General features: G+C 67.5%; 16 protein-coding genes. 10 read left to right on the forward strand and 6 right to left on the reverse strand.

Translation table 11 applies throughout. The features are described from left to right. Window positions 1-2: 2 nt before the first annotated feature. A complete protein-coding gene (locus AO501_RS23895) occupies window positions 3-1,511 on the reverse strand; it encodes a DUF4185 domain-containing protein (protein WP_055580051.1) in 1,509 nt (502 codons plus the stop codon). A gap of 369 nt (window positions 1,512-1,880) precedes the next feature. Here AO501_RS23895 and glgX point away from each other — a divergent pair, with 369 nt between their 5' ends. The 6 genes from glgX (at window position 1,881) to AO501_RS23925 (ending at window position 7,862) form a co-directional block, all read left to right on the forward strand. Next, window positions 1,881-3,998, forward strand: a complete 2,118-nt coding sequence (glgX, locus tag AO501_RS23900) for a glycogen debranching protein GlgX (RefSeq protein WP_055580123.1) — start codon at window positions 1,881-1,883, stop codon at window positions 3,996-3,998. 128 nt (window positions 3,999-4,126) lie between these two features. Next, window positions 4,127-4,888 (forward strand): sensor domain-containing protein, encoded by a 762-nt coding sequence (locus AO501_RS23905; RefSeq protein WP_055580052.1) that lies wholly within the window; start codon window positions 4,127-4,129, stop codon window positions 4,886-4,888. Window positions 4,889-4,970: 82 nt separating this feature from the next. Next, the gene (locus AO501_RS23910; RefSeq protein ID WP_055580124.1) at window positions 4,971-5,246 is read left to right on the forward strand and encodes a DUF4235 domain-containing protein; all 276 of its coding nucleotides are present in this window, start codon (window positions 4,971-4,973) and stop codon (window positions 5,244-5,246) included. 145 nt (window positions 5,247-5,391) lie between these two features. After that, window positions 5,392-6,285, forward strand: a complete 894-nt coding sequence (locus tag AO501_RS23915; protein ID WP_082658814.1) for a DUF1295 domain-containing protein — start codon at window positions 5,392-5,394, stop codon at window positions 6,283-6,285. Next, window positions 6,282-7,406, forward strand: a complete 1,125-nt coding sequence (locus tag AO501_RS23920) for an NAD(P)/FAD-dependent oxidoreductase (RefSeq protein ID WP_055580053.1) — start codon at window positions 6,282-6,284, stop codon at window positions 7,404-7,406. The genes AO501_RS23915 and AO501_RS23920 overlap by 4 nt, the downstream gene beginning before the upstream one ends. A gap of 12 nt (window positions 7,407-7,418) precedes the next feature. Beyond that, on the forward strand, window positions 7,419-7,862 hold the full coding sequence (locus AO501_RS23925) for a nuclear transport factor 2 family protein (RefSeq protein ID WP_055580054.1): 444 nt from the start codon (window positions 7,419-7,421) through the stop codon (window positions 7,860-7,862). Here AO501_RS23925 and AO501_RS23930 read toward each other — a convergent pair. The 4 genes from AO501_RS23930 to AO501_RS23945 are packed head-to-tail and all read right to left on the reverse strand — an operon-like array spanning window position 7,801 to window position 13,912. Beyond that, window positions 7,801-9,132: an acyltransferase family protein gene (locus AO501_RS23930; protein ID WP_055580055.1), complete on the reverse strand. Its 1,332-nt coding sequence runs from the start codon at window positions 9,130-9,132 to the stop codon at window positions 7,801-7,803. The two genes, AO501_RS23925 and AO501_RS23930, sit on opposite strands and share 62 nt — an antisense overlap. A gap of 57 nt (window positions 9,133-9,189) precedes the next feature. Further along, window positions 9,190-11,541, reverse strand: a complete 2,352-nt coding sequence (locus AO501_RS23935; RefSeq protein ID WP_371935010.1) for a Tex family protein — start codon at window positions 11,539-11,541, stop codon at window positions 9,190-9,192. Window positions 11,542-11,595: 54 nt separating this feature from the next. Next, on the reverse strand, window positions 11,596-12,081 hold the full coding sequence (locus AO501_RS23940; protein ID WP_055580057.1) for an SRPBCC family protein: 486 nt from the start codon (window positions 12,079-12,081) through the stop codon (window positions 11,596-11,598). Window positions 12,082-12,085: 4 nt separating this feature from the next. Then, window positions 12,086-13,912 (reverse strand): serine/threonine protein kinase PknE, encoded by a 1,827-nt coding sequence (locus tag AO501_RS23945; RefSeq protein WP_055580058.1) that lies wholly within the window; start codon window positions 13,910-13,912, stop codon window positions 12,086-12,088. Between the two features lie 276 nt (window positions 13,913-14,188). On the opposite strand from AO501_RS23945, the gene AO501_RS23950 reads away from it, so the two are divergent. After that, window positions 14,189-15,595: a PPE domain-containing protein gene (locus tag AO501_RS23950; RefSeq protein ID WP_371934957.1), complete on the forward strand. Its 1,407-nt coding sequence runs from the start codon at window positions 14,189-14,191 to the stop codon at window positions 15,593-15,595. Between the two features lie 58 nt (window positions 15,596-15,653). Here AO501_RS23950 and AO501_RS23955 read toward each other — a convergent pair whose 3' ends face one another. After that, a complete protein-coding gene (locus tag AO501_RS23955) occupies window positions 15,654-17,831 on the reverse strand; it encodes a glutamine synthetase III (RefSeq protein WP_055580060.1) in 2,178 nt (725 codons plus the stop codon). A 168-nt stretch (window positions 17,832-17,999) separates the two neighbouring features. On the opposite strand from AO501_RS23955, the gene AO501_RS23960 reads away from it, so the two are divergent. The 3 genes from AO501_RS23960 to AO501_RS23970 are packed head-to-tail and all read left to right on the forward strand — an operon-like array spanning window position 18,000 to window position 21,515. Next, a complete protein-coding gene (locus AO501_RS23960; RefSeq protein ID WP_055580061.1) occupies window positions 18,000-19,436 on the forward strand; it encodes a WS/DGAT/MGAT family O-acyltransferase in 1,437 nt (478 codons plus the stop codon). A 9-nt stretch (window positions 19,437-19,445) separates the two neighbouring features. Next, entirely contained in the window at window positions 19,446-20,723 is a 1,278-nt protein-coding gene (locus tag AO501_RS23965; protein ID WP_055580062.1) for an APC family permease, read from the forward strand. Window positions 20,724-20,771: 48 nt separating this feature from the next. After that, entirely contained in the window at window positions 20,772-21,515 is a 744-nt protein-coding gene (locus AO501_RS23970) for a VIT1/CCC1 transporter family protein (RefSeq protein WP_055580063.1), read from the forward strand. The last annotated feature ends 64 nt before the right edge of the window (window positions 21,516-21,579 follow it).

Here is a 21,579-nt window from a genome sequence, read left to right on the forward strand (position 1 = left end):
CTCTAGCCCAGAGAAGTGTGCATCAGCATCACGTCGTATGCCGACCACAGCGACAGGTTGAAGTACACGTCCTTGCCCGTCGTCCACGGGTGCATCATCGGCGCGTAGACGCCGCCCGGCATCTGGAAATTCGACACCAGCAGGTGCTCCGGGCCGTACGGGCCCTGCGGGGTGGGCGCGGTCCTGGCGACCACGTCGTTGGCGCCGTTGGTGTACATCACCAGGTACTGCTTGAGATAGGTGTTGTACTGGGCCGACATCTCCGCGACCGGGCCCGGGATGACCGGAGTCGCCGCCGACGGCTTGTTCGGCACCCAGGAGTTCGAATCGCCGTTCCAATACTCGTATTTGGTGAGGTCCGGGATGAACCGCGGCTGCACACGAGACAGGTGGGCGGCGCCGCCCCGCCCGTTCGGGGTTCCGAACGAGTACAGGTAGCCGTCGCTTCCCTTCAGATAGGCCCCCATCTGGAAGTTTTCGTTGCCCTCGACGTACGGAACCCGCGCCGCGTCGGGACCGTTGGCGCGGATCGTGCCCGGGTACACCGACCAGGTCTGGCCATTGTCTGTGGACATCGCGACGCCGGAGTAGTTCGTCCACCATTCGCCGTCGCGGCCCCAGTCCTTGATGGACATGAAGTTGATGTACTGGGTCTTGCCGACCGAGATGGCGGCGGTCGGGATGATCCCGGTTTCTTCCCTGGCGTACTTGATGCTGTTGATGACCTGGCGGGAGAAGCCCGGCTGCTGGGTGGGCGAACCGGCGTATCTGTTGCTGGGGTCGCCGGCGGCCACGTGCAGGCCGTGCGACAGGTCTTGGTCGTTGCTGCGGAACAACACGTTGTAGCGCCACTGGTCACCCTTGACGGCGCAGTAGCCGAACGTGTCACCGAAGGCCATGAGTACCTGGTGGTTGGCGGGATCGCCGTTGTCCCAGAGGATTCCGAGGTCGGTTCCGGAGATGCCGAACCGTTCCAGGGTCTTGTTCGGGCCGTCCGGGCCGGTGACCCATTCGACCAGCGAGGTGTTGGAGCCGCCGAGGGCGCCGTCGGCTTCCGGCGCCCCGGCCGGCGGCGCCGGCGCCGGAGCCGGGTTGGGCGGCGGGACGGCCCCTTCCGGAGCGGGCGCCAACTGGCCCGCCGCGGGCTGCTGCCCCGCGGCGGGTGGAGCGGGAACCGGGGGTGCGGGATTGGCGCCCGGGACCAGAGCCTGCTGTTGCATCGGCGCGGAGTAGCGCTGTCCCGGTTGTTGCGTGCGCTGCAATGGACCCAGCCGCGGCAGCGGCGCGCGGTCGTTGGCGCCCCGGGGGCGCTTGTTCATGGGGCCCAGTACCTTGCCGCCGGGATTGGTCACCACCGCGTTCGCCGGCGGTGGGACGTTCGCTTCGGGCGCGCTACAGGGCAACGCATGCGCCTGCGGCGCGACGCCGGGCACCAGGCCGATCGGAAGGATAAGTCCGACAGCGGCCGTCGCTGCCAGCGATACCGAAACGAAGCGAGGAATCGCCGACATTTCACACCTTTCCATTGGCCGGACGCGAATTGACGTCCGCATGGGTTGATGTGACGATAGTGAGCAATGAGGTTGTTGTGACCGCTGAGCAGTCAATAGGTATGTGTCCGTGACCGTGTCGCAACCCTTCCCCGAACTGCGAAACCAACTTTCACGGAGCCTCTTTCGGCCCATCGCCGCACACTGCCCAGACTGAGAGCGATCTCATGCTTAGCCCGGCCCGGCAACGGATATACAGAGGCCGACCGCCGGTGTTCCAGTTCGGTCAATCCGTCAACGTCAGGAGGCACGGTGGTTAATGTCAGCGCGGAGCAGAGCGCGACGCCGGGGGTCGCGGCCGGATCGGGCCACCCCGAGGACCGGCCGGAGGTGTGGCCGGGCAAGGCTTATCCGCTGGGATCGAGCTATGACGGGTCCGGCACGAACTTCGCCGTGTTCAGCGAGGTGGCCGAGCGGGTCGAGCTGTGCCTGTTCGACGACGACGGCACGGAAACCAGGATCGCGCTGCCGGAAGTGGACGGATTCGTCTGGCATGCGTTCCTGCCCAGCGTCCAGCCCGGTCAGCGTTACGGCTTCCGGGTGTACGGACCCTACGATCCCGCAAACGGCCACCGGTGCAACCCGAACAAGTTGCTGGTGGACCCGTACTCGAAGGCGATCGACGGCTCGTTTCAGTGGGACCAGTCGTTGTTCAGCTACAACTTCGGCGACCCGGACAGCCGCAATGACGAGGACTCCGCGGCCAACATGCCCAAGTCGGTGGTCATCAACCCCTACTTCGACTGGGGTGTGGACCGCCCGCCCGGCCACGAATACGCCGACAGCGTCATCTACGAGGCGCACGTCAAAGGCCTCACCCAGACCCATCCCGCGATCCCCGAGCGGATCCGCGGCACCTATTCGGCTATCGCGCACCCGGCGATCATCGAGCACTTGACCACCCTGGGCGTGACGGCGATCGAGCTGATGCCGGTGCACCACTTCGCCAACGACTCGACGCTGATCGACAAGGGGTTGTCGAACTACTGGGGTTACAACACAATCGGGTTCTTCGCACCCGATTTCAAGTACACCGCCAGCAACACCCCCGGTGGTCAGGTCCAGGAGTTCAAGGCCATGGTGCGCGCGCTGCACGAGGCCAACATCGAGGTGATCCTCGACGTCGTCTACAACCACACCGCCGAGGGAAACCACATGGGCCCGACGCTGTCGATGCGCGGCATCGACAACGCCGCCTACTACCGGTTGGTCGACGACGACAAGCAGTACTACATGGACTACACCGGCACCGGCAACAGCCTCAACGTCGGCCACCCGCACACCCTGCAGCTGATCATGGATTCGCTGCGGTACTGGGTCACCGAGATGCACGTCGACGGATTCCGCTTCGACCTCGCATCCACCCTGGCGCGCGAGTTCTACGACGTCGATCGGCTCTCGGCGTTTTTCGAACTGGTGCAACAGGATCCGATCGTCAGCCAGGTGAAGCTGATCGCCGAACCGTGGGACGTCGGGCCCGGTGGCTACCAGGTGGGCAATTTCCCCCCGCAGTGGACCGAGTGGAACGGGAAATTCCGCGACTCCATCCGCGACTTCTGGCGCGGCGAGGACGCCATCCTCAGCGAATTCGCCTCACGCATCAGCGGATCCGCGGACCTCTACGAGCACACCGCGCGCCGGCCGGTGGCGTCCATCAACTTCGTCACCGCCCATGACGGATTCACATTGCGGGACCTGGTGTCCTACAACGAGAAGCACAACGAAGCCAACGGCGAAGACAACAACGACGGCGAATCGCACAACCGATCCTGGAACTGCGGCGCCGAGGGCCCCACGGACGACCCGGAGATCAATGCGCTGCGCGCCCGGCAGCAGCGCAACTTCCTGGCGACAACCATTCTGTCGCAGGGGGTTCCGATGATCTGCCATGGCGATGAACTGGGCCGGACTCAGAACGGCAACAACAACGGTTTCTGCCAGGACAGCGAGCTCACCTGGATCAACTGGGACAACGCCGACAGCGACCTCATCGAGTTCACCCGGGCGGTGGCGACCATCCGGGCCGCCCACCCCGTCTTCCGTCGGCGCCGCTTCTTCACCGGGGCCCCGGTCCGCATCCGGGGTTCGGAGGGCCTACCCGACATCTCGTGGTTCCGGCCCGACGGTTCGGAGATGAGCGACGAGGACTGGGATTCCGGCTTCGGCAAGTCGGTAGCGGTCTTTTTGAACGGTCTGGGCATCCCGGGCACGGATTCCCGGGGACAGCGCATCACCGATGACTCGTTCGTGCTGTGCTTCAACGCTCACCACGAGCCGATCGAATTCGTACTTCCACCAGACGAATTCGGGCCCGGCTGGAAGCCGGTGCTGGACACCGCCGCCGGCACCGGACAGGTGGAGAACGCGGACGCGCTGCCTCCACAGGGCAAAATCACGGTCGAGGGGCGCGCGGTGGTGTTGCTGGAGCAGACCCAGCGCGAAGAGTAACGGGCGTTCGCTCGCCAACCTGTTCCCCCCGGCGCGAACCGGCAGTATGCTCAGGCCGCCAGCTGCGGCAGGCGCGCCGGGGAGTCGCGGATTGCTTGCATATCAACGACAAGCAAGAAGGACAGGTTATGCGCTCCCTCATCGCAGCGGCCTCCGTCGCCGCCACCGGGTTGTTGGTCGCCGCGTGCGGCGGGGACAACGACAACGGCACGTCGTCATCCTCGAGTTCGGCAACCAGCTCGGTTTCGTCCAAACCTCCGGTGGCGCCGGCCGCCGTGGCGAATCTCCTGCTTAGCCCCGGCGAAATCGACGCCACCTTGGGCACCATGGGTATGGCGATCAAAGACAAGTCCGACAAGCTGGCGGACGACGGCAACAAGCAGTACCCGCAGGGCTGGAAATGGCCCGCCGAGTGCCTGTACGCCTACGGTCCGGGCGAGAATCCGGTGTACGCAGGCAGTGGATTCACCGCGGCGCTCGGTCGCGATGACAGCGCGTCACCGGCCACCCCGGGATCGAAGGACATGGACCCCGAGGCCGTGCAGTACCTGGTGGTGTTCCCGTCGGCGACCGAGGCGAAGGCTTTCTTCGAGGCGTCAACCAAAGCTTGGCCGGCCTGCGCGGACCGCACGCTCGTCGTGCCCGCCGACCCCGGCGGTGCTGAGATCACCTGGAAAGTGGGACAGGTCAATTCGTCCAACGGCGTGCTGACCACCACCATCTCGGTGAGCACGACGGACAACGGAACCCCGGTCGGCGGAGCCTGTCAGCGGGCCCTGACCGTACGCAACAACGTCGTGATCGACGTCAGCGGATGTGGGCCGAAGGACCCGGGCGACGCCGGGGTCAAGCTGGCCACCCAGGTCGCCGGCAAAGTCGACAAAGCCTAGGCGCCCGCTTCGGGTCGAGGCTTTGGACAGCGGCCGGATGGGGAACACCGGTAAGAACAAACCGCACGACCAAAGGACAGTGATGAGCGCAAAGTCCAAAGCCCTGTACCTTCCGCTGTCGATGGCCACCAGTGTCACCGGCGGCCTGCTGGCCGGCGCCGTTTTCAGTCAGGTCTGGAAACGGTTCAGCGACGACGACCAGGCGCCGCCCGACCCGAAGGATCTGAGCAACTCCACCCGCTCCGCCCTGATCGGCGCCGGCCTGCAGGGGCTGATATTCGGTGTGGTCAAAGCCGCGGTCGACCGGGCGGGCGCCCGGGGCTACCGAGCCGTCACCCACGAGTCCCCCACCCCCTGACGGAGGCCCTCGGTCGCGTTGGTAGAACGTGTTACAGTTTTGCCTACCGTGGCCGGGCGCCCGGGCCAACCGGGCCATGCGCTGAAGGAGACCCGGATGACGCATGTTTGCCGAAAAGCGCAGTGGCAGAGATGAACTCAGTGTCATGACGAAGCCGGTGGGCAAAGCGAGATCGCTGACGCTCGTCACCCTCGCGTATGTGATCGCGATCGGTGCGGCTGCCGGCTGGCTGGCCTGGGGCCCGCGAACCGGACGTCTGTGGCTGGACACTTTCATCGCCGACGTGCTGGCCACCCTGGTGGTCTTCGCCTTCAGCCGCCGCTACCGCAATTCCAGTTTCTACGACGCGTATTGGAGCGTCATACCACCGCTGCTGGTGTTGTACTGGTGGAGCCAGGCCGGGGCCGGAGTCGACCAACTGCGTTGCTGGCTGGTGGTCGTGGTGATCATGGTGTGGGCGGTGCGCTTGACCGCGAACTGGGTCTACGGATTTCCCGGCCTGCACCACGAGGACTGGCGCTACCCGATGTTCAAGGAGCGCGCGGGGCGCTGGGAATTCGTCGTCGACCTGGTCGCCATCCACCTCATCCCCACGCTGCAGGTGTTCGCGGGCATGCTGCCGGTCTACGTCTGCGTGACGCGCCCCGGCGCCGGTATCCGCTGGCTCACGCTCCTCGCTTTCGTGATCGGGTTGGCCGCGGTCACCCTTGAACTCGTGGCCGATGTGCAGATGCACCGGTTTGTCCGCGAGGCCCGCGCCGGTGCGGCCATGGACCGCGGGCTGTGGAGCTGGTCGCGGCATCCGAACTACTTCGGCGAGTTCGGCTTCTGGTTCTCCCTCGCGCTGTTCGGAGTGGCGGCTGCACCGTCGGATTGGTGGTGGTTGTTCGTCGGAGCGGCGGCGATGCTGGCCATGTTCCTCGGCGCCAGTATTCCGATGATGGAGACACGCAGCCTGGCCCGTCGCCCCGAATACCAGCACGTCATCGATCGGGTGTCGCGCTTCGTGCCGCGACCGCCGCGGAAAGTGGCGGCATGAGCCGCAAGCGGGTCGTGATCGCGGGTCTGGGCGACGTCGGCGTGCTGACCGCGATTCACCTCGCGCCACACTTCGAAGTGATTGGGATCTCGGCCAAACCCGGGTTGGTCAGTGGCCAGGAACTCGGCGTCCGGCTCGCCCGCCCCGACGATTGGGCAAGAGATTACTGGATTCCGTTCGACAGGTTCCGCAAGTTGGACCGGGTCCGGACGGTGCAGGCCGAGCTGACCGGAGTCGACCTCGACGGGCGGAAAGTGTTCGGCCGCCGTGAGGATGGCACGCCGATCGCCGAGCCGTACGACGCCCTGGTCATCTCCACTGGCGTCAGCAACGGTTTTTGGCGTGAGCCGTCCTTGCGCTCCGCGGCCGAGATAGGTGCCGGCCTCTACGCGGCACATGAGCAGATCGCAACGGCCAGATCGGTGATCGTCATCGGCGGTGGCGCGGCGGCGGTCAGCAGCGCCGTCAACATCGCCACCACCTGGCCGGACAAACAGATCGACCTGTACTTTCCCGCGGAGCGGCCGCTGGGTGAGTACCATCCGCGGATCTGGAAACGCGTCGCCGGTCGGCTCGCCGAACTCGGCGTGGGCCTGCATCCCGGGCATCGGGCCGTGATCACCGACGACTTCACCGGCGACGAGATCACCAGCGAACCGGTGCGGTGGAGCACCGGCCAGACACCGGCGGTGGGCGACGCCGTGCTGTGGGCGATCGGCCGGGTGCGCCCCAACACCGACTGGCTGCCCCCGGAACTGCTCGACGAGGGCGGGTTCGTGCGGGTGACGCGACAACTCCAGGTCCCCGGCCACCCCGACGTCTTTGCGGTCGGTGACGTGGCGGCGACCGATCCCCTGCGCAGCTCCGCGCGTAACCGCGGAGATGGGTTGGTAGCACGGAACATTCGCGCCCTGTTCGCCGACCGCCCGTTGCGTTCCTTCAAGGCGCCGGGGCGGCGCTGGGGTTCGCTGGTGGGTGTTCAGAGCGACGGGTTGGAGGTGTTCTTCCCGACCGGGCATGCATTCCGCTTCCCGCTGTGGTCGGTCGAGCATGTGGTGATGCCGTTGATCGTGCGCTGGGGAATGTATCGCGGCATCCGCGAGAACCGGCCCTTCGGGTGAGCCGCCACAACCGTGGAGATTTGGGAACTCGTTGCGCGCGAACAGATTCGCGACACGCTGGCACGGTACAACTGGTCGGGTGACGCCGGCCGGGTCGACGACCTCGCCGCGACGTTCTGCGTCGACGGCCTGCTGGAGATACGCGGCTCGCGGTCGCTACGCGGCAGAACGCAGATCGCCGGTTTTCTGCGCGGTGTGACGGCCGATGTAGCCACCACCGCCGGTGCAGGCGGCAAAACCGTCGTCCGGCACATCCTGGCCAACGTGCGGTTCGCCGACCTCACCGCGGAGCAAGCACACGTCTCGTCGTACTTCACGGTGGTCACCCACCTCGGGCTCGACCATTTCGGGCGCTACCGCGACGTGCTGGTTCCCGCCGAGGGCACGTGGCTGATCAAACAGCGGACGGTGTCGACCGACTGGGCGGCGCCGGCCTCGCAGATGGCTCGCGACTGACCCCCCGCGCAACCGCCGCCGCTGCCAGGAAGCCGCCCAGCGCCACCCAACCGTCAGCACCGGCCAGACCGTTCTTGGCCATCAGCACCAGGGCAACCCCGGCAACGCAGATCAACCCCCCGGCGACCGTGGTGCCGATCCCCGCGCTCCGGACCGGCTGGTCCCACCAGGGCAGGCGCCGGTGCTCCAAGGGTGAGAGCAGCCGGAACATCACTGTCATGACGGCGGCGAAAACCGCCGCCCGCAGAGCGAGCAGCGCCCAGAACCCCGGGGCGTGCACGTCATAGGCGTCCAGTCCCACGGCATTGAGACCGACGGCGGCGATCGCGATCGCCGGAATGTGCCACAGGTACAACGTCATGGCTCCCCCGTTGCCCACCGCGACAGCGCGCCAGACCCTGGGACGCTGCGCCCACCGTCGGATCGGCGCCGCGGCGGCCACGAACGCACACGACATCCAGGTGCAGTGCAGCGCCAGCAACAGCGTCGGCGGCGACACGTTCGACACCTTCTCCGCGCCGGTCACCACCAGCGAAATCTCGTACGTGCCGGCGAGAGCGAGCGCGACCTGCGCAGTGAGCGCCGAAACCGCGGCGGCCACCGCCGCCCGAACGCTGGTCAGCCCGCGGGCGTAGGCAACCCCGATCACCACCGGAATCAACCAGACGACCAGGAAATTGGCGACACCGGACTCGGGTGTTCCCACCGCGAAACGGATCCTGTCGATCACGTACGCGGCCACGAGCAGACCCACCACGGTCAGCACTGCGGCCCGTCCCGACCGCAACCGGGTCAACGCCGGGACGAAAGCAAGTACCACCAGGTAGACGCCGAGAAACCACAGCAGCGCCACGCACTCGCGTCCGAGCCCGTCGGCGGATTCGTCCCCGACCGTGATCCGCACCACCACCAGCGCCACCGTCCACGCCGCCAGGTACCAGAACACCGGCCGGCACAGGCGCTGCGCCCGGGTGAACAACCACGAACCCCAGGCTGAGCCGGAATGCCAGCCGTAGGCGCCCGCGGCGCCACCGGCCAGGAAGAACAACGGCATCACCTGAACCACCCAGGTCACGGGCGCGATCGCCGGGATGGCTCCGAGCAGGTTGCCGATCCGCACGCCACCGGAATCGATGGTGGCCAGCAACAGCGCGCAGTGCCCGAACATCACCACGACCAGGGCGGTCAGGCGCGCGACGTCGACGGCACGGTCGCGCTTGCGGTCGGATGCGAGCACAGCAGGATCAGGCAGGGAAGTAGCGAGGGGCATTCGTCCAGCATGCCCAGCCGGCCGGACCACCGGATGAGTAGTACTACGCGTCGGAGTTCACCGCCCGAAGCCCGCGTCCCGCAGGGCCTGCGCCATCGAATTGCCCGACGGCTCGGGCGCCCTGCGCCGGGAATTCCCGGAGTGCTGCGAATTTCGTTGCTGCGGTGAGCCTTTGCCCCCGGGACGGGACGCTGCCGTTCGATCCGGCCGCTTGTCGCGCTGCGGCTGATCGCCCAGGCGCAGGCTCAGCCCGATGCGCTGACGTTCAACGTCGACCTCCATCACCTTCACCCGCACCACCTGACCGGAGCGGACCACCTCATGCGGATCCGACACGTAGCGGTCGGCCATCGCGGAGATGTGCACCAGACCGTCCTGATGCACGCCGACATCGACGAAGGCGCCGAAAGCCGCCACATTGGTGACCACGCCTTCCAGCACCATGCCCGGCTTGAGGTCGGCGACCTTCTCGACGCCGGTCGCGAACGTCGCGGAGGTGAAGGCCGGGCGCGGGTCGCGGCCCGGCTTTTCCAGTTCGGCCAGAATGTCGGTCACCGTGGGAATACCGAACCTGTCGTCCGCGAAGTCGGCGGGGCGAAGCTTGCGCAACGCACGTTCGTCGCCGATGATCTCCGCCAAGGTGACGCCCGAGCGGTCCAGGATCCGCCGCACCACCGGGTAGGCCTCCGGGTGCACACCCGAGGCATCGAGCGGATCGTCACCGCCACGGATTCGCAGGAAGCCCGCGCACTGTTCGAATGCCTTGGGCCCGAGGCGGGGAACGTCCAGCAGCGCGCGCCGGTTCGCGAATGGGCCGGTGTGGTCCCGGTGCGCGACTATGGCCTCCGCCAGCGATTCGGAGATGCCGGAGACTCGCGCCAGCAGCGGCACCGAGGCGGTATTGAGATCCACGCCGACGGCGTTCACCGCGTCCTCGACCACCGCGTTCAGACTGCGGGCCAGGATCCCGGGTGTCACATCGTGTTGGTACTGGCCGACGCCGATGGATTTCGGCTCGATCTTCACCAGTTCCGCGAGCGGGTCCTGCAGGCGCCGGGCGATCGACACCGCGCCGCGCAGGGTCACGTCGAGGTCGGGCAGTTCGTGCGCGGCGTAGGCCGAGGCGGAATACACCGATGCGCCCGCCTCGCTCACCATTGCTTTCGCCGGGACCCGGATCGAGGCGCCCCCGGCTGCCCGGATATCGGCGATCAATTCGCTTGCCAGCGCATCGGTCTCACGCGAGGCCGTACCGTTTCCCACCGCGATCAGCTCGACGCCGTGCCGGGCGACCAGCGCGGCGAGAGCCGCCTTGGCGGCATCCCATTGCCGCTGGGGTTGGTGCGGGTAGATGGCGCAGGTGTCGAGCACCTTGCCGGTGCCGTCGACCACGGCCACCTTCACGCCGGTCCGGAAACCGGGATCGAGGCCCAACGTGGTGCGGGCCCCCGCCGGTGCCGCCAGCAGCAGGTCCTTGAGGTTTCTGGCGAATACCGCCACCGCGTCCTCTTCCGCCCGCTGCCGCAACCGCATGCGCGCGTCGACCGTCGCGGAGAACATCAGCCTGGCCCGCCAGGCGAGGTTGACGGTGGTGGCCAGCCATCGCTGGGCCGGGGCCTTGACAGACAGGTCGACATCGAGGGTGCGCGCGATCATGGCCTCGTAGACATCGTCGGGCCCGCCGTCGAAGCTGAACGCCAGCGCCTTCTCCTTCTCGCCGCGCAGCACGGCCAACACCCGGTGGGACGGCATACTCTCGAGCGACTCGGAGAAGTCGAAGTAATCGCGGAACTTCTGCGCTTCAGGACTTTTCGCCGCTTCCTCGGACCACGGCGTAGTGCGCAGCGCGGCCCGCCCCCAGAACGTCTCACGGATCGCGCCGACCAGTTCGGCATCCTCAGCGGCGCGTTCGATCAGGATGTGCCGTGCACCCTCCAGCGCCGCCGCGGCATCAGCGACATCCGGGAACTCCTCACCGACGAACTCGGCGGCGGCCGCTTCGGGGAGCTGTGCGGGGTCGCCGACCAGCCGGTCGGCCAGCGGCTCGAGGCCCGCTTCCCGCGCGGCCTGTGCCTTGGTGCGGCGCTTGGGCTTGTACGGCAGATAGATGTCTTCGACCCGGGCCTTGGTGTCCGCCGAGAGCAGCGCGGCCTTCAACTCGTCGGTCAGCTTGCCCTGTTCGGCGATCGACGCGAGCACGGCGGCCCGGCGTTCGTCCAGCTCCCGCAGGTACCGCAGCCGCTCCTCGAGCAGACGGAGCTGCCCGTCGTCAAGGCTTCCGGTGGCCTCTTTGCGGTAACGGGCGATGAACGGCACGGTGGCGCCCTCGTCGAGCAGCTTGACCGCAGCGGTCACCTGGGGCAGCTCTACCGCCAGTTCCTCAGCGAGACGGGCATTTACGGATTTGATGGTGGCTGTCGGCGTCACGCGGAGGACCCTACCGAACACCTCCGACGGCACCCGTCAACCGGGTCCGGCGCGCCCCCGTACCGTCCGGTCCAGGATGCCCAGCGTCGCTCGCAGCGCGCCTTCGGAGATGACCGGAAAGATTCCCGCGTCGCGCCACTGCTGGTCGATGTTCGACCAGTCGTAGAACGAGGTGACCACGGTGCCCGCGCCGTCGTCGGTCGGGTCCAGACGATAGCCGTAGACATGGCCGATCTGGGGGCGGATCTGGCCCAGGATGGTCCAGGCGATCAGCCGGTCCTGCTCGAACTCGGTGATCTCGACCGTGACGTCGTACTTCCCCAGTTGCGGGAAGTCGTTCAACGACTCGCGGTCCATGTGGACCACGAACGTGTCGCCGACAGCCCTCACCGGGTCACCTTCGGCGTCCTGCAGCATCCCCGACGAGTCGATCGCGACATGCCCACGCGGCTCACAGAGCAGCGCGAAGATCTGCGCGGCGGGAGCCGCGATGGTGCGTTCGGTTTCAATGCGTTCCGTCATCGGATCATCCGATCAGTTTCGTCAGCCAGTTGGGATTCTGCAGGTCCACGCCGCTGCTGCCGTCCCACACGAACGGTGTGCCGTTGGCGTTGAACCCGGCCAGCGACGCGCTGGCGTTGTTGGCCTTGGTCTGGGCGGTCCCGAGGTCGGCGCCCGACTTGATGCAGTTGGTCGCGGTGCTGTTAGCCCCGACGGTCTGGGCGAGGTGCGCCAGTTCCGCGTCGGTACGGTCGGCGGGAGCGCTCTCCTGTGGCTGGAAGTCGCTTCCGAACAGAGCGGAGTAGAAGCCGGTGTATACCTTCGGATCATTTTGCGCCGCAACACAATACGATGCCGCGACGGCGCGGGTCGAGTAATTCTTGGTGTGTGACTGCTCGTCGAGGAAGTTGAGCAGGTGGTAGCGCACCGCGAGTTTCTTGTTGTTGACCGCGGTGTCGATGTCGCTGGCGTAGGACCTGATGAACGCACCGCACGGCGGGCAGATCGGTTCGTTGAAGACGTCGATCGTCGCGACGGCCGCGGAGCTGCCGATGAACACGCCGTCATTGAGCACATTGAGTTGCACGGCATCCGGGGCCGGCGGCGGCGTGGAGGATTTCGATGGCGAGGCCGAATGCTTGGGGTGGGAGAAACCGATGATCAGCCCGCCCGCGACCGCAACGATCACGGCGATCGCCAGACCCGCCCAAAGCCAGGGCTTACGCAGCAGGCCGGTCCCCCGCGACTGCTGGGGTTGGCCCCACGGGGGTACTCCGGTGGTGCCCGCGGGCGTGGCTGCCCAGCCGTGGGTGGGAGCCCACTGCCCCGGCGCGGGGCCACCCTGGGCCGCGGGCTGCGTTCCCGGCATCGGGGCCGGAGGCGCCGGCCAGGGTGTTCCCGGCGTCATCGCGGGCGGCGCGGTGGCCGGGAAACTTCCGGGTGTCTGACCGGCGAACTGTGGCGGCAGCTTCCCGACCTGACTGCGTTCAAGGATGTCCGCCGCCCGATCCTGGTCGGGCGTCGCCAGCGCCGCATACGCCGCGGCCGACAAGTCTCCGCAGGTGGGGTAACGGTCCGCCGGATCCTTGGCCATACCCCGGGCAATGACCTGGTCGAAGGCCGCCGGGATGCCCGGACGCGCCACGCTGGGCCGCGGAACCGGCTGATTGAGGTGTGAGCCCATCACGCTGAGCTGGTCGCCCCGGTAGGGCGGGGTGCCGGCCAGGCACTCATACAGCACACAGGCCAACGCGTAGATGTCGGCCCGGTAGGTCACTTCGGCCTCGCCGAAGCGCTCCGGAGCCATGTAGTAGAGAGTCCCCACCGTGCTGCCGATCTGGGTGAGCTTCTCGTCCGAACCCGCGCTGGCGATGCCGAAGTCGACCAGGTACGCGAAGTCGTCCGCGCTGACCAGGATGTTCTCCGGTTTGACGTCACGATGCGTCACTCCGGCGGCGTGTGCCGCGTCCAGTGCGGCGCCGATCTGCCGGATGACCGCCACGGCGCGCGGCGGGGTGAGGGGTCCATAGCGCTTCAAGATGGCGGCCAGGTCTTTGCCGTCGATCAGGCGCATGTCCACGTAGAGCTGACCGTCGATCTCGCCGTAGTCGTGGATGGGCACGACATGCGGTTCCTGCAAACGTCCGGCCGTGCGGGCCTCCCGCTGCATCCGGGAGCGAAAGACCGGGTCCTGCGACAGCGACTGCGACATCAGCTTCAGGGCGACGACACGCTCGCGCACGGTGTCCTCGGCCTCGTACACGTCACCCATGCCGCCCCGCCCTACCAGGCGCCGCAAGCGGTACGGCCCGAACTGCGTCCCCACCCGCGAACCTTCGGACGTGTCACCCATCGCCGACTTCCCACCCGCCTTTCGCACAGCAATCCGATCCGAAGCGCCTTCGCGCCTCCGACCATGACCTGCGCCGGACACGAGTACGCGGTGGCGTGCCAGGCATAAGGCTAATGGTTTCGGCAAGCACCAGGCGTGCTTTGCCGGGCCGAGCGGCAAAGAGGCGTCTGAGCAGTTGCCCCGAACTCTAGATAGGCCACCCTAAGTTAGGTTAGGTTAACCATAGTTCAGACAACGAGAGCGGCGAGGACAGCGAGGCACCCGATGACCCTATGGATGGCGACACCCCCCGAACTGCATTCGAGCCTGTTGAGCAGCGGTCCGGGACCCGGTGCCGTGCTGGCCGCAGCGTCGGGGTGGCAGACGCTCAGCACCGAGTTCGCCGTGGTGGCAACCGAACTGACCGCCGTGCTGGCCACCGTGCAGGGCGGAGTGTGGGACGGTCAGACGGCGTCGCGGTACGCCGCCGCCCACGTGCCGTATCTGGACTGGCTGACGCGCGCGAGCGCCAAGAGCGCAAACGCAGCCGCCCAACACGAGTTGGCCGCCGCCGCGTACACCGCGGCATTGGCGGCGATGCCGACCATGGCCGAACTGGCCGCAAACCATGCGATGCACGGCGTACTGGTCGCGACGAACTTCTTCGGGCTCAACACGATCCCGATCGCGCTCAACGAAGCCGACTATGTCCGCATGTGGATTCAGGCGGCCACGACGATGACTGTGTACCAGGCACTTTCGTCATCGGCGGTCACTTCGGTGACGCCCACGGACGCGGCGCCACCGATCGGCACCGCGGAACCGGCGAAACTGCCTCCCACCGATCCCATCGAAGAAGCGCTGGCCTGGTCCGAACATTTCTCGAGCATGTACCGGGTTCTCAAGAGCCTGGTCACTAACCCGTTCGGCACGGTGGTGCAGATCATCACCGACTTCGCCACCAACCCGGCGGCCGCGTTGACCACCTGGCTCCCGCTGATCTACGTGTTCGCCTACGCCGCAACGTTCGCGCTGTTGGGCTCTCCCATCTATACCGTGGTCGCGGCGCCGGGGTTCGCCGCGATCCCGCTCGCGCTCGGCCTCTCCACGTTGTGCGCCCTACCCACCGTCGCCGCCGAAGCCGGCGCCGAAGCACCCGTCGCGGCCGCCGAACGCGTCGTGCCCGTCGCCGGCATCACCGCGCCCCTGACGGCGGGTGCGGCACCGGCACCCGGCGCTGCCCCTGCCCCGCAGACGCCGGTTGCTCCCGCTCCTGCCGGCGCACCCGCACTTACGCCCTCCCCTGGCGTCGCCTATCTCGTCGGCCCGGGTCCCGGCGCCGGCCCGACGCTCGGTCCCGCTCTGCGCACCAAGGCGGCAGCGAGTGCCCCTGGGGCACAGATCGCCACGTCCGCCGCGGCCGATGCCAGAGGTGCCGTTGCGCCCCGCCGGCGCCGTCGCGGCACCGTCGACAGCCGTGGCTACCGCGACGAGTTTCTGACCATCGAGGAGCCCGCGGCGCCGCCGGAACCGCCGGCCGGACACTCGAGCGCTGGGGCAGGATCATTCGGATTCACCGCAACCGCAACGGTATCCGGCATAGACGCCGCCGGATTGGCCACGCTCGCGGGCAGCTCTTTCAGCGACTTGCCGGTCGTCCCGATGACCCCTACCACCTGGGATGACACGAGTCGCCGGACGTGAGGACCGGGAATCACCAGGTCCGCTGTTGCGGCCGGCCCTCACGCCCGACGACGGTCTCTCAGAGGATGTAGAGCATCTCCTGGTAAGTCGGTAACGGCCAAAGGTCGTCCGCCACAATGCCTTCCAGTGCGTCAGTCGCCGCCCGGACCGCATCCATCGCCGGCAGCAGCTCCTTCTGGGCGTGGGTGGCCTCGTCCAGCGCGGTGCTCGCCGAGTGGTCCGACAACGCCGCCTTCAAAGTCGCCAGCGCCGAGGTCAGGTCCGCGAGCGGAGCCGAAACCGCTTCCAGCGCTGCGGTGTTCGGCTCGACACCGGCCGCCTTCAAAGTGGCGACGTTCTGGGCGAGCTCCGTCTGGTAACGCAAGGCCGCCGGCAGAATGACCGTCGTACCCATTTCCAGCGCCAGCTTGGCCTCCACGGCGATGGTCAGTGCGTACTGCTCCAGACGCACCTCGTAGCGGCTGTGCAGCTCCCGTTCGTTGAAGACTCCGTACTTCTCGAAGACCGCCACCGCTTCCGGCTTGATCAGCTCCGGGATGGCGTCCAGCGTCGTCTTCAGGTTCGGCAATCCGCGCTCGGCCGCCTCTATCTGCCAATTCTCCGAGTACCCGTCGCCGTTGAACACCACGGCGCCGTGCTCGGTGATGACATCGGTGAGCAGTTTCTGCACCGCGGCGTCGAAATCCTCGCCGGCCTCCACCGCCTGCTCGAGGATCGTCGCCATGTAGTCGAACGAGTCGGCCATGATCGTGTTGAGGATGATCATCGGCACCGCGACCGTCTGCCCGGACCCCGGTGCCCGGAACTCGAACCGGTTACCGGTGAACGCGAACGGGCTGGTGCGGTTGCGGTCGCCGGCATCGGTCGGCAGCGGCGGCAGCGTGTCGACACCGATGATCATGGTGCCCTTGCCTTTTGACGACGTTGCCGCGCCCTTGGCGATCTGCTCGAAGACGTCGGCCAGCTGCTCGCCGAGGAAGATCGAGATGATCGCCGGCGGCGCCTCATTGGCTCCGAGCCGGTGATCATTGGTGGCCGAGGCCACCGACACCCGGAGCAGTCCGGCGAACTTGTGCACGGCGCGGATGACCGCCGCGCAGAACACCAGGAACTGGGCGTTCTCGTGCGGGGTGTCGCCCGGCACCAGCAGCGACCCCAGCTCGGAGTTGCCCACCGAGAAGTTGACGTGCTTGCCGGAGCCGTTCACGCCGGCGAACGGCTTCTCGTGAAACAGGCACTCCATGCCGTGCTTCTTGGCGATCGTCTTGAAGATCGTCATCAGCAGCTGCTGGTGGTCCGAGGCGATGTTGGCCCGCTCGAACATGGGCGCCACCTCGAACTGGCCGGGGGCCACCTCGTTGTGCCGGGTCTTGGCCGGAATCCCGAGCTTGAACAGCTCCCGCTCGGTGTCCATCATGAAGCCGAGGACACGCTCGGGCACCGCGCCGAAGTAGTGGTCGTCGAACTCCTGGCCCTTGGGCGGCTTGGCGCCGAACACCGTGCGCCCGGCGTTGATCAGGTCGGGCCGGGCCAGGAAGAAGTGCCGGTCGACCAGGAAGTACTCCTGTTCGGGGCCGCAGAAGGACACGACCTTGTTGAGGTCCTGGTGACCGAACAGGGTCAGGATGCGCTCGGCGTGAATGCCCATGGCCTGCTGGCTGCGCAGCAGCGGGGTCTTGTAGTCCAGCGCCTCGCCGGTCATGGAGACGAAAACCGTTGGGATGCAAAGCGTGTTGCCGTTCGGGTTTTCCAGGATGTAGGCCGGGCTGGTGACATCCCAGCCGGTGTAGCCCCGTGCCTCGAAGGTGCTGCGCAGGCCGCCGGACGGGAAGCTGGAGGCGTCGGGCTCACCCTGGATCAATGTCTTGCCGGCAAACTCGGCCAGGGTGGCGCCGTCGGAGACCGGCTCCAGGAAACTGTCGTGCTTCTCCGCGGTCAGGCCGGTCATCGGGTAGAAGACGTGCGCGTAGTGCGTGGCGCCTTTCTCCAGTGCCCAGTCCTTCATCGCCACCGCGACCGTGTCGGCGACGGCGGGGTCGAGCGGAGCACCCTTCTCGATGGTGGCGACGATCGACTTGAAGACCGTTTTCGGCAACCGTGCCTGCATCTCGGCCTTGGTGAAGACGTTGGAGCCGAAGATCTCGCCCGGAGCTTCACCCGGTACAAAACTGATCGCCGGGGGTACATATGCCTCGACATTGTTAATCGCCTGCAGGCGGACCGCGTTTCCGCTCAATGGAGTTCCTATCATTATCGTGCTTTGAGGGGGGTCCGTGACTCATCGCCGACGGACGCTAGACCGCCTCACCGTAGGTAGGTTCGATGGCGATCTTGTTACGCACGCGTCAACGGTGGCGCAGCATTGGTTGCGAACGTGAGACGCGAAGCGCGAAGGGGGCTTGACGTGCAGCAGTTGAGTTGGAGTGACGACATGATGCTGCGGGCCGAAGGCCCCGCCACGCCGTTGCAGATTCAAATGCTGTTGATCTACGACCCGTCCACCGCACCGGGCGGAAAGGTGACGTTCAAGGGCATCTTGGAGGAACTGGACGCCAGGCTGCATCTGGCCGATGTCTTCCGCCGGCGGCTGACCGAGCTTCCGGGCGGCCTGCACATGCCGTACTGGGTGGAGGACCCGAACTTCGACCTCGAATATCACGTGCGCCATATCGGGCTGCCACAGCCGGGAGACTGGCGGCAGCTGTGCATCCAGGTCGCCCGGCTGCACGCCCGGCAGATCGACCTGCGCCGTCCGCCGTGGGAGATCACGGTCATCGAGGGGCTCAACGCTGTGCCCGGCGTTCCCGCGGGCTCGTTTGCCGTGGCATTGAAACTGCACCACTGCGCAGTGGACGGGATCGCCAGTGTCCAGATGATCGCGGCGTTGCACGACCTGGCCGCCGACAGCCCACGCCCGCCAGGCCCGGACCGACCCTGGCGCCCGGCCCCGCTGCCCTCGACCTCAGACCTGCTGTCCCGAACGGCGGTCAATGCGGCGCTGTACCCGGTGCGGGCCGGCAAAGTCGTGCTGTCGAGTGCTCCGCAGCTGGTCCGCGGACTGGCCGGGCTACCCGGCAAACTGGCCGGTGGCCTGGTGAGCAGAGTCACCGACGGTGGCCGGCCCTCGTTCGCACCGAGGACCCGCTTCAACGAGACGGCGTCGCCGCATCGCGTTTTCGAAGCCCGGTTCCACGACCTCGCCGACTTCAAGAAGATCAAGGCGCGGGTGCCCGGCGCGACCGTCAACGACGTGGCCCTCGCCTACGTCGGTGGCGCCCTTCGCCAGTACCTGGCCGGGCACGACGAGCTTCCCGGCGAGTCCCTCGTCGCGGCGTGCCCGATCTCCCTGCGCGAGTCCGGCGATACCAGCGGTAAGGGGAACATGCTGGCCGGCCGGCTGCAGACGCTGGCGACAGACATCGCCGATCCGCTCGAACGGCTGACCGCCATTGCCGAGTCGACCGCGCAGAGCCGCTCCGAAGCCGAGCAGACGACCAGGACGCAGATGCTGGAACTGGTGGCGACCCTGCCGACGGCCCTGCTCGGGGTCACCGCCAAGGCCGCCAGCGTGCTTCCCTTCTCGGGGCCCACCGTCGCCAATACGACCGTCACCAACGTCCCGGGTCCGCCCGATCCGATCTTCTTCCGCGGTGCCCGGCTGCTGCGCGCCGCCGGCCTCGGCCCGCTGATCGGAGGCTTGAACCTCTGCCATGTCGTGGCCAGCTACAACGGGATTCTGTCGATCAGCGCCACCGCGGACCGCGACGCGCTGCCCGATCCCGCCCACTACGCCCAGTGCATGGACAACGCCTTCGAGGAGTTGCTCGCCGCTGCGGGATAGCGTGGCCGGGTGACGAGCGACGGCCGGCCTTCGAATCGGCTGCGACGCAGCCTCGGTGTCGGCGACGCGGTGGTGATCGGCCTGAGCTCCATGATCGGCGCCGGCATCTTCGCGGCGCTGGCGCCGGCGGCGCGGGCCGCCGGGGCCGGCTTGTTGATCGGCCTGGCGGCGGCCGGTGTGCTGGCGTACTGCAACGCGAGTTCGTCGGCGCGGTTGGCGGCGCTGTATCCCGCGTCGGGCGGTACCTACGTCTACGGCCGCGAGCGGCTGGGCGAGTTCTGGGGATATCTTGCGGGCTGGGGCTTCGTCGTCGGCAAGACCGCCTCCTGCGCGGCGATGGCTCTCACCGTCGGGACGTACGCCTGGCCCGCCCACGCGCACGCGGTCGCGGTGATCTCGGTGCTGGCCCTCACCGTCGTCAATTACCTCGGCGTGCAGAAGTCGACGTGGCTGGCGCGGAGCATCGTCGCCACGGTGTTGTTGGTGCTGGCGGGGGTCGTAACAGCCGTCGCGGTGGCCGCGTTCGGCTCCGCAGCGCCGGACCTCGCCGCGAATCTCATTACGGTGCAGGGCATTTCGCCGGGTGGCGTGTTGCAGTCGGCTGGACTGCTGTTCTTCGCGTTCGCCGGCTATGCCCGGATCGCCACCCTGGGCGAGGAAGTTCGTGACCCGGCCCGAACCATCCCGCGCGCCATTCTGATCGCGCTGGCGATCACGCTGGTGGTGTATGCCGGCGTCGCGGTCGCCGTGCTGACAGTGCTCGGACCGCGGCGGGTCGCTTCGACTGCCACGCCCCTGGTGGACGCGGTGCGGGTGGCGGGCGCGAGCTGGTTGGTGCCGGTCGTCGCTGTCGGCGCGGTGCTGGCGGCGCTCGGTTCCCTGCTGTCGCTGCTATTGGGGGTGTCACGAACCGCCTTGGCGATGGCACGCGACCGCCATCTTCCGCACCAGCTCGACGCGGTGCATCCGCGGTTCGCGGTGCCGCATCGCGCCGAGATCGCGGTCGGGGTGGCGGCCGCCGCACTGGCCGCCGCGGTCGACCTGCGTGGCGCGATCGGATTCTCGTCGTTCGCGGTGCTGGCCTACTACGCGATCGCCAACGCATCCGCCTTCACGCTGCGGCCGCAGGAGGGCTCGTTGCCCAAGATCGTTCCGGTGTTCGGGGCGCTGGGCTGCATCGTGGTGGCCTTCGCCCTGCCGGTGACATCGGTGATCGCGGGTGCCGCTTTCCTCGCGTTGGGCGCCGTGGTGTTCTGGGTGCGGCGCCGGTTGCGACGGCATTGGTGAGCCTGGGCTTGCTGGCGGTACTCGCGTCGGTGCTGTTGGCTTTACCCCGTGGTTGACGAACAACAGAGCCGACTTGGGGATCAACGAGGACATCATCCGTCCGAGCCGCACCGCGAAGGCGCGTCCGGCAGGTTGAACTGGCTGCGGGCCGCGGTGCTCGGCGCCAACGACGGCGTGGTCTCCGTCGCCGGCATCGTGGTCGGTGTCGCCGGAGCCACCGCCGCACGCGGCCCTATCTTCACCGCCGGACTGGCGGGTCTGGTGGCCGGCGCAGTGTCGATGGCGCTGGGCGAGTACGTTTCGGTGTCCAGTCAGCGCGACAGTGAACGGGCCCTGTTGCACAAGGAACGTCACGAACTGCGCGACACGCCCGAGGCGGAATTGGCTGAGCTCACCGCCATCTACCAGGCCAAGGGTCTTTCGCCCACGACCGCCGCGACGGTGGCGAAGGAACTGACCGCCCATGACGCGTTCGCCGCGCACGCCGAAGCCGAGTTGCAGATCAATCCGGAGGAACTGACCAACCCGTGGCACGCCGCGGCGGCCTCGGCCGGTTCCTTCATCGGCGGAGCGTCGCTTCCGCTGGCGGCGATTCTCCTGCCCCCGGCGGCCTGGCGGGTGCCCGTGACGTTTATCGCGGTGTTGATCGCGTTGGCTGTCGCGGGTGCCCTGAGCGCCCGGATCGGCGGCAGCAGCGTGAGCCGCGCGGTGCTGCGCGTGACCATCGGCGGTGCCGCGGGACTGGCGTTCACCTACGGGGTCGGCCACCTCTTCGGCACCGCGGTCACCTGAGCCGTACGGCTTTTGGTCACCGCCAGAAGAGGACCTTTGGCAGGCGCGCCGGTGGGTCCTCATT

Origin of the sequence: Mycobacterium gordonae, assembly GCF_001417955.2 — a bacterium.
In the GTDB taxonomy this organism is placed as follows: Bacteria; Actinomycetota; Actinomycetes; order Mycobacteriales; family Mycobacteriaceae; genus Mycobacterium; species Mycobacterium gordonae_B.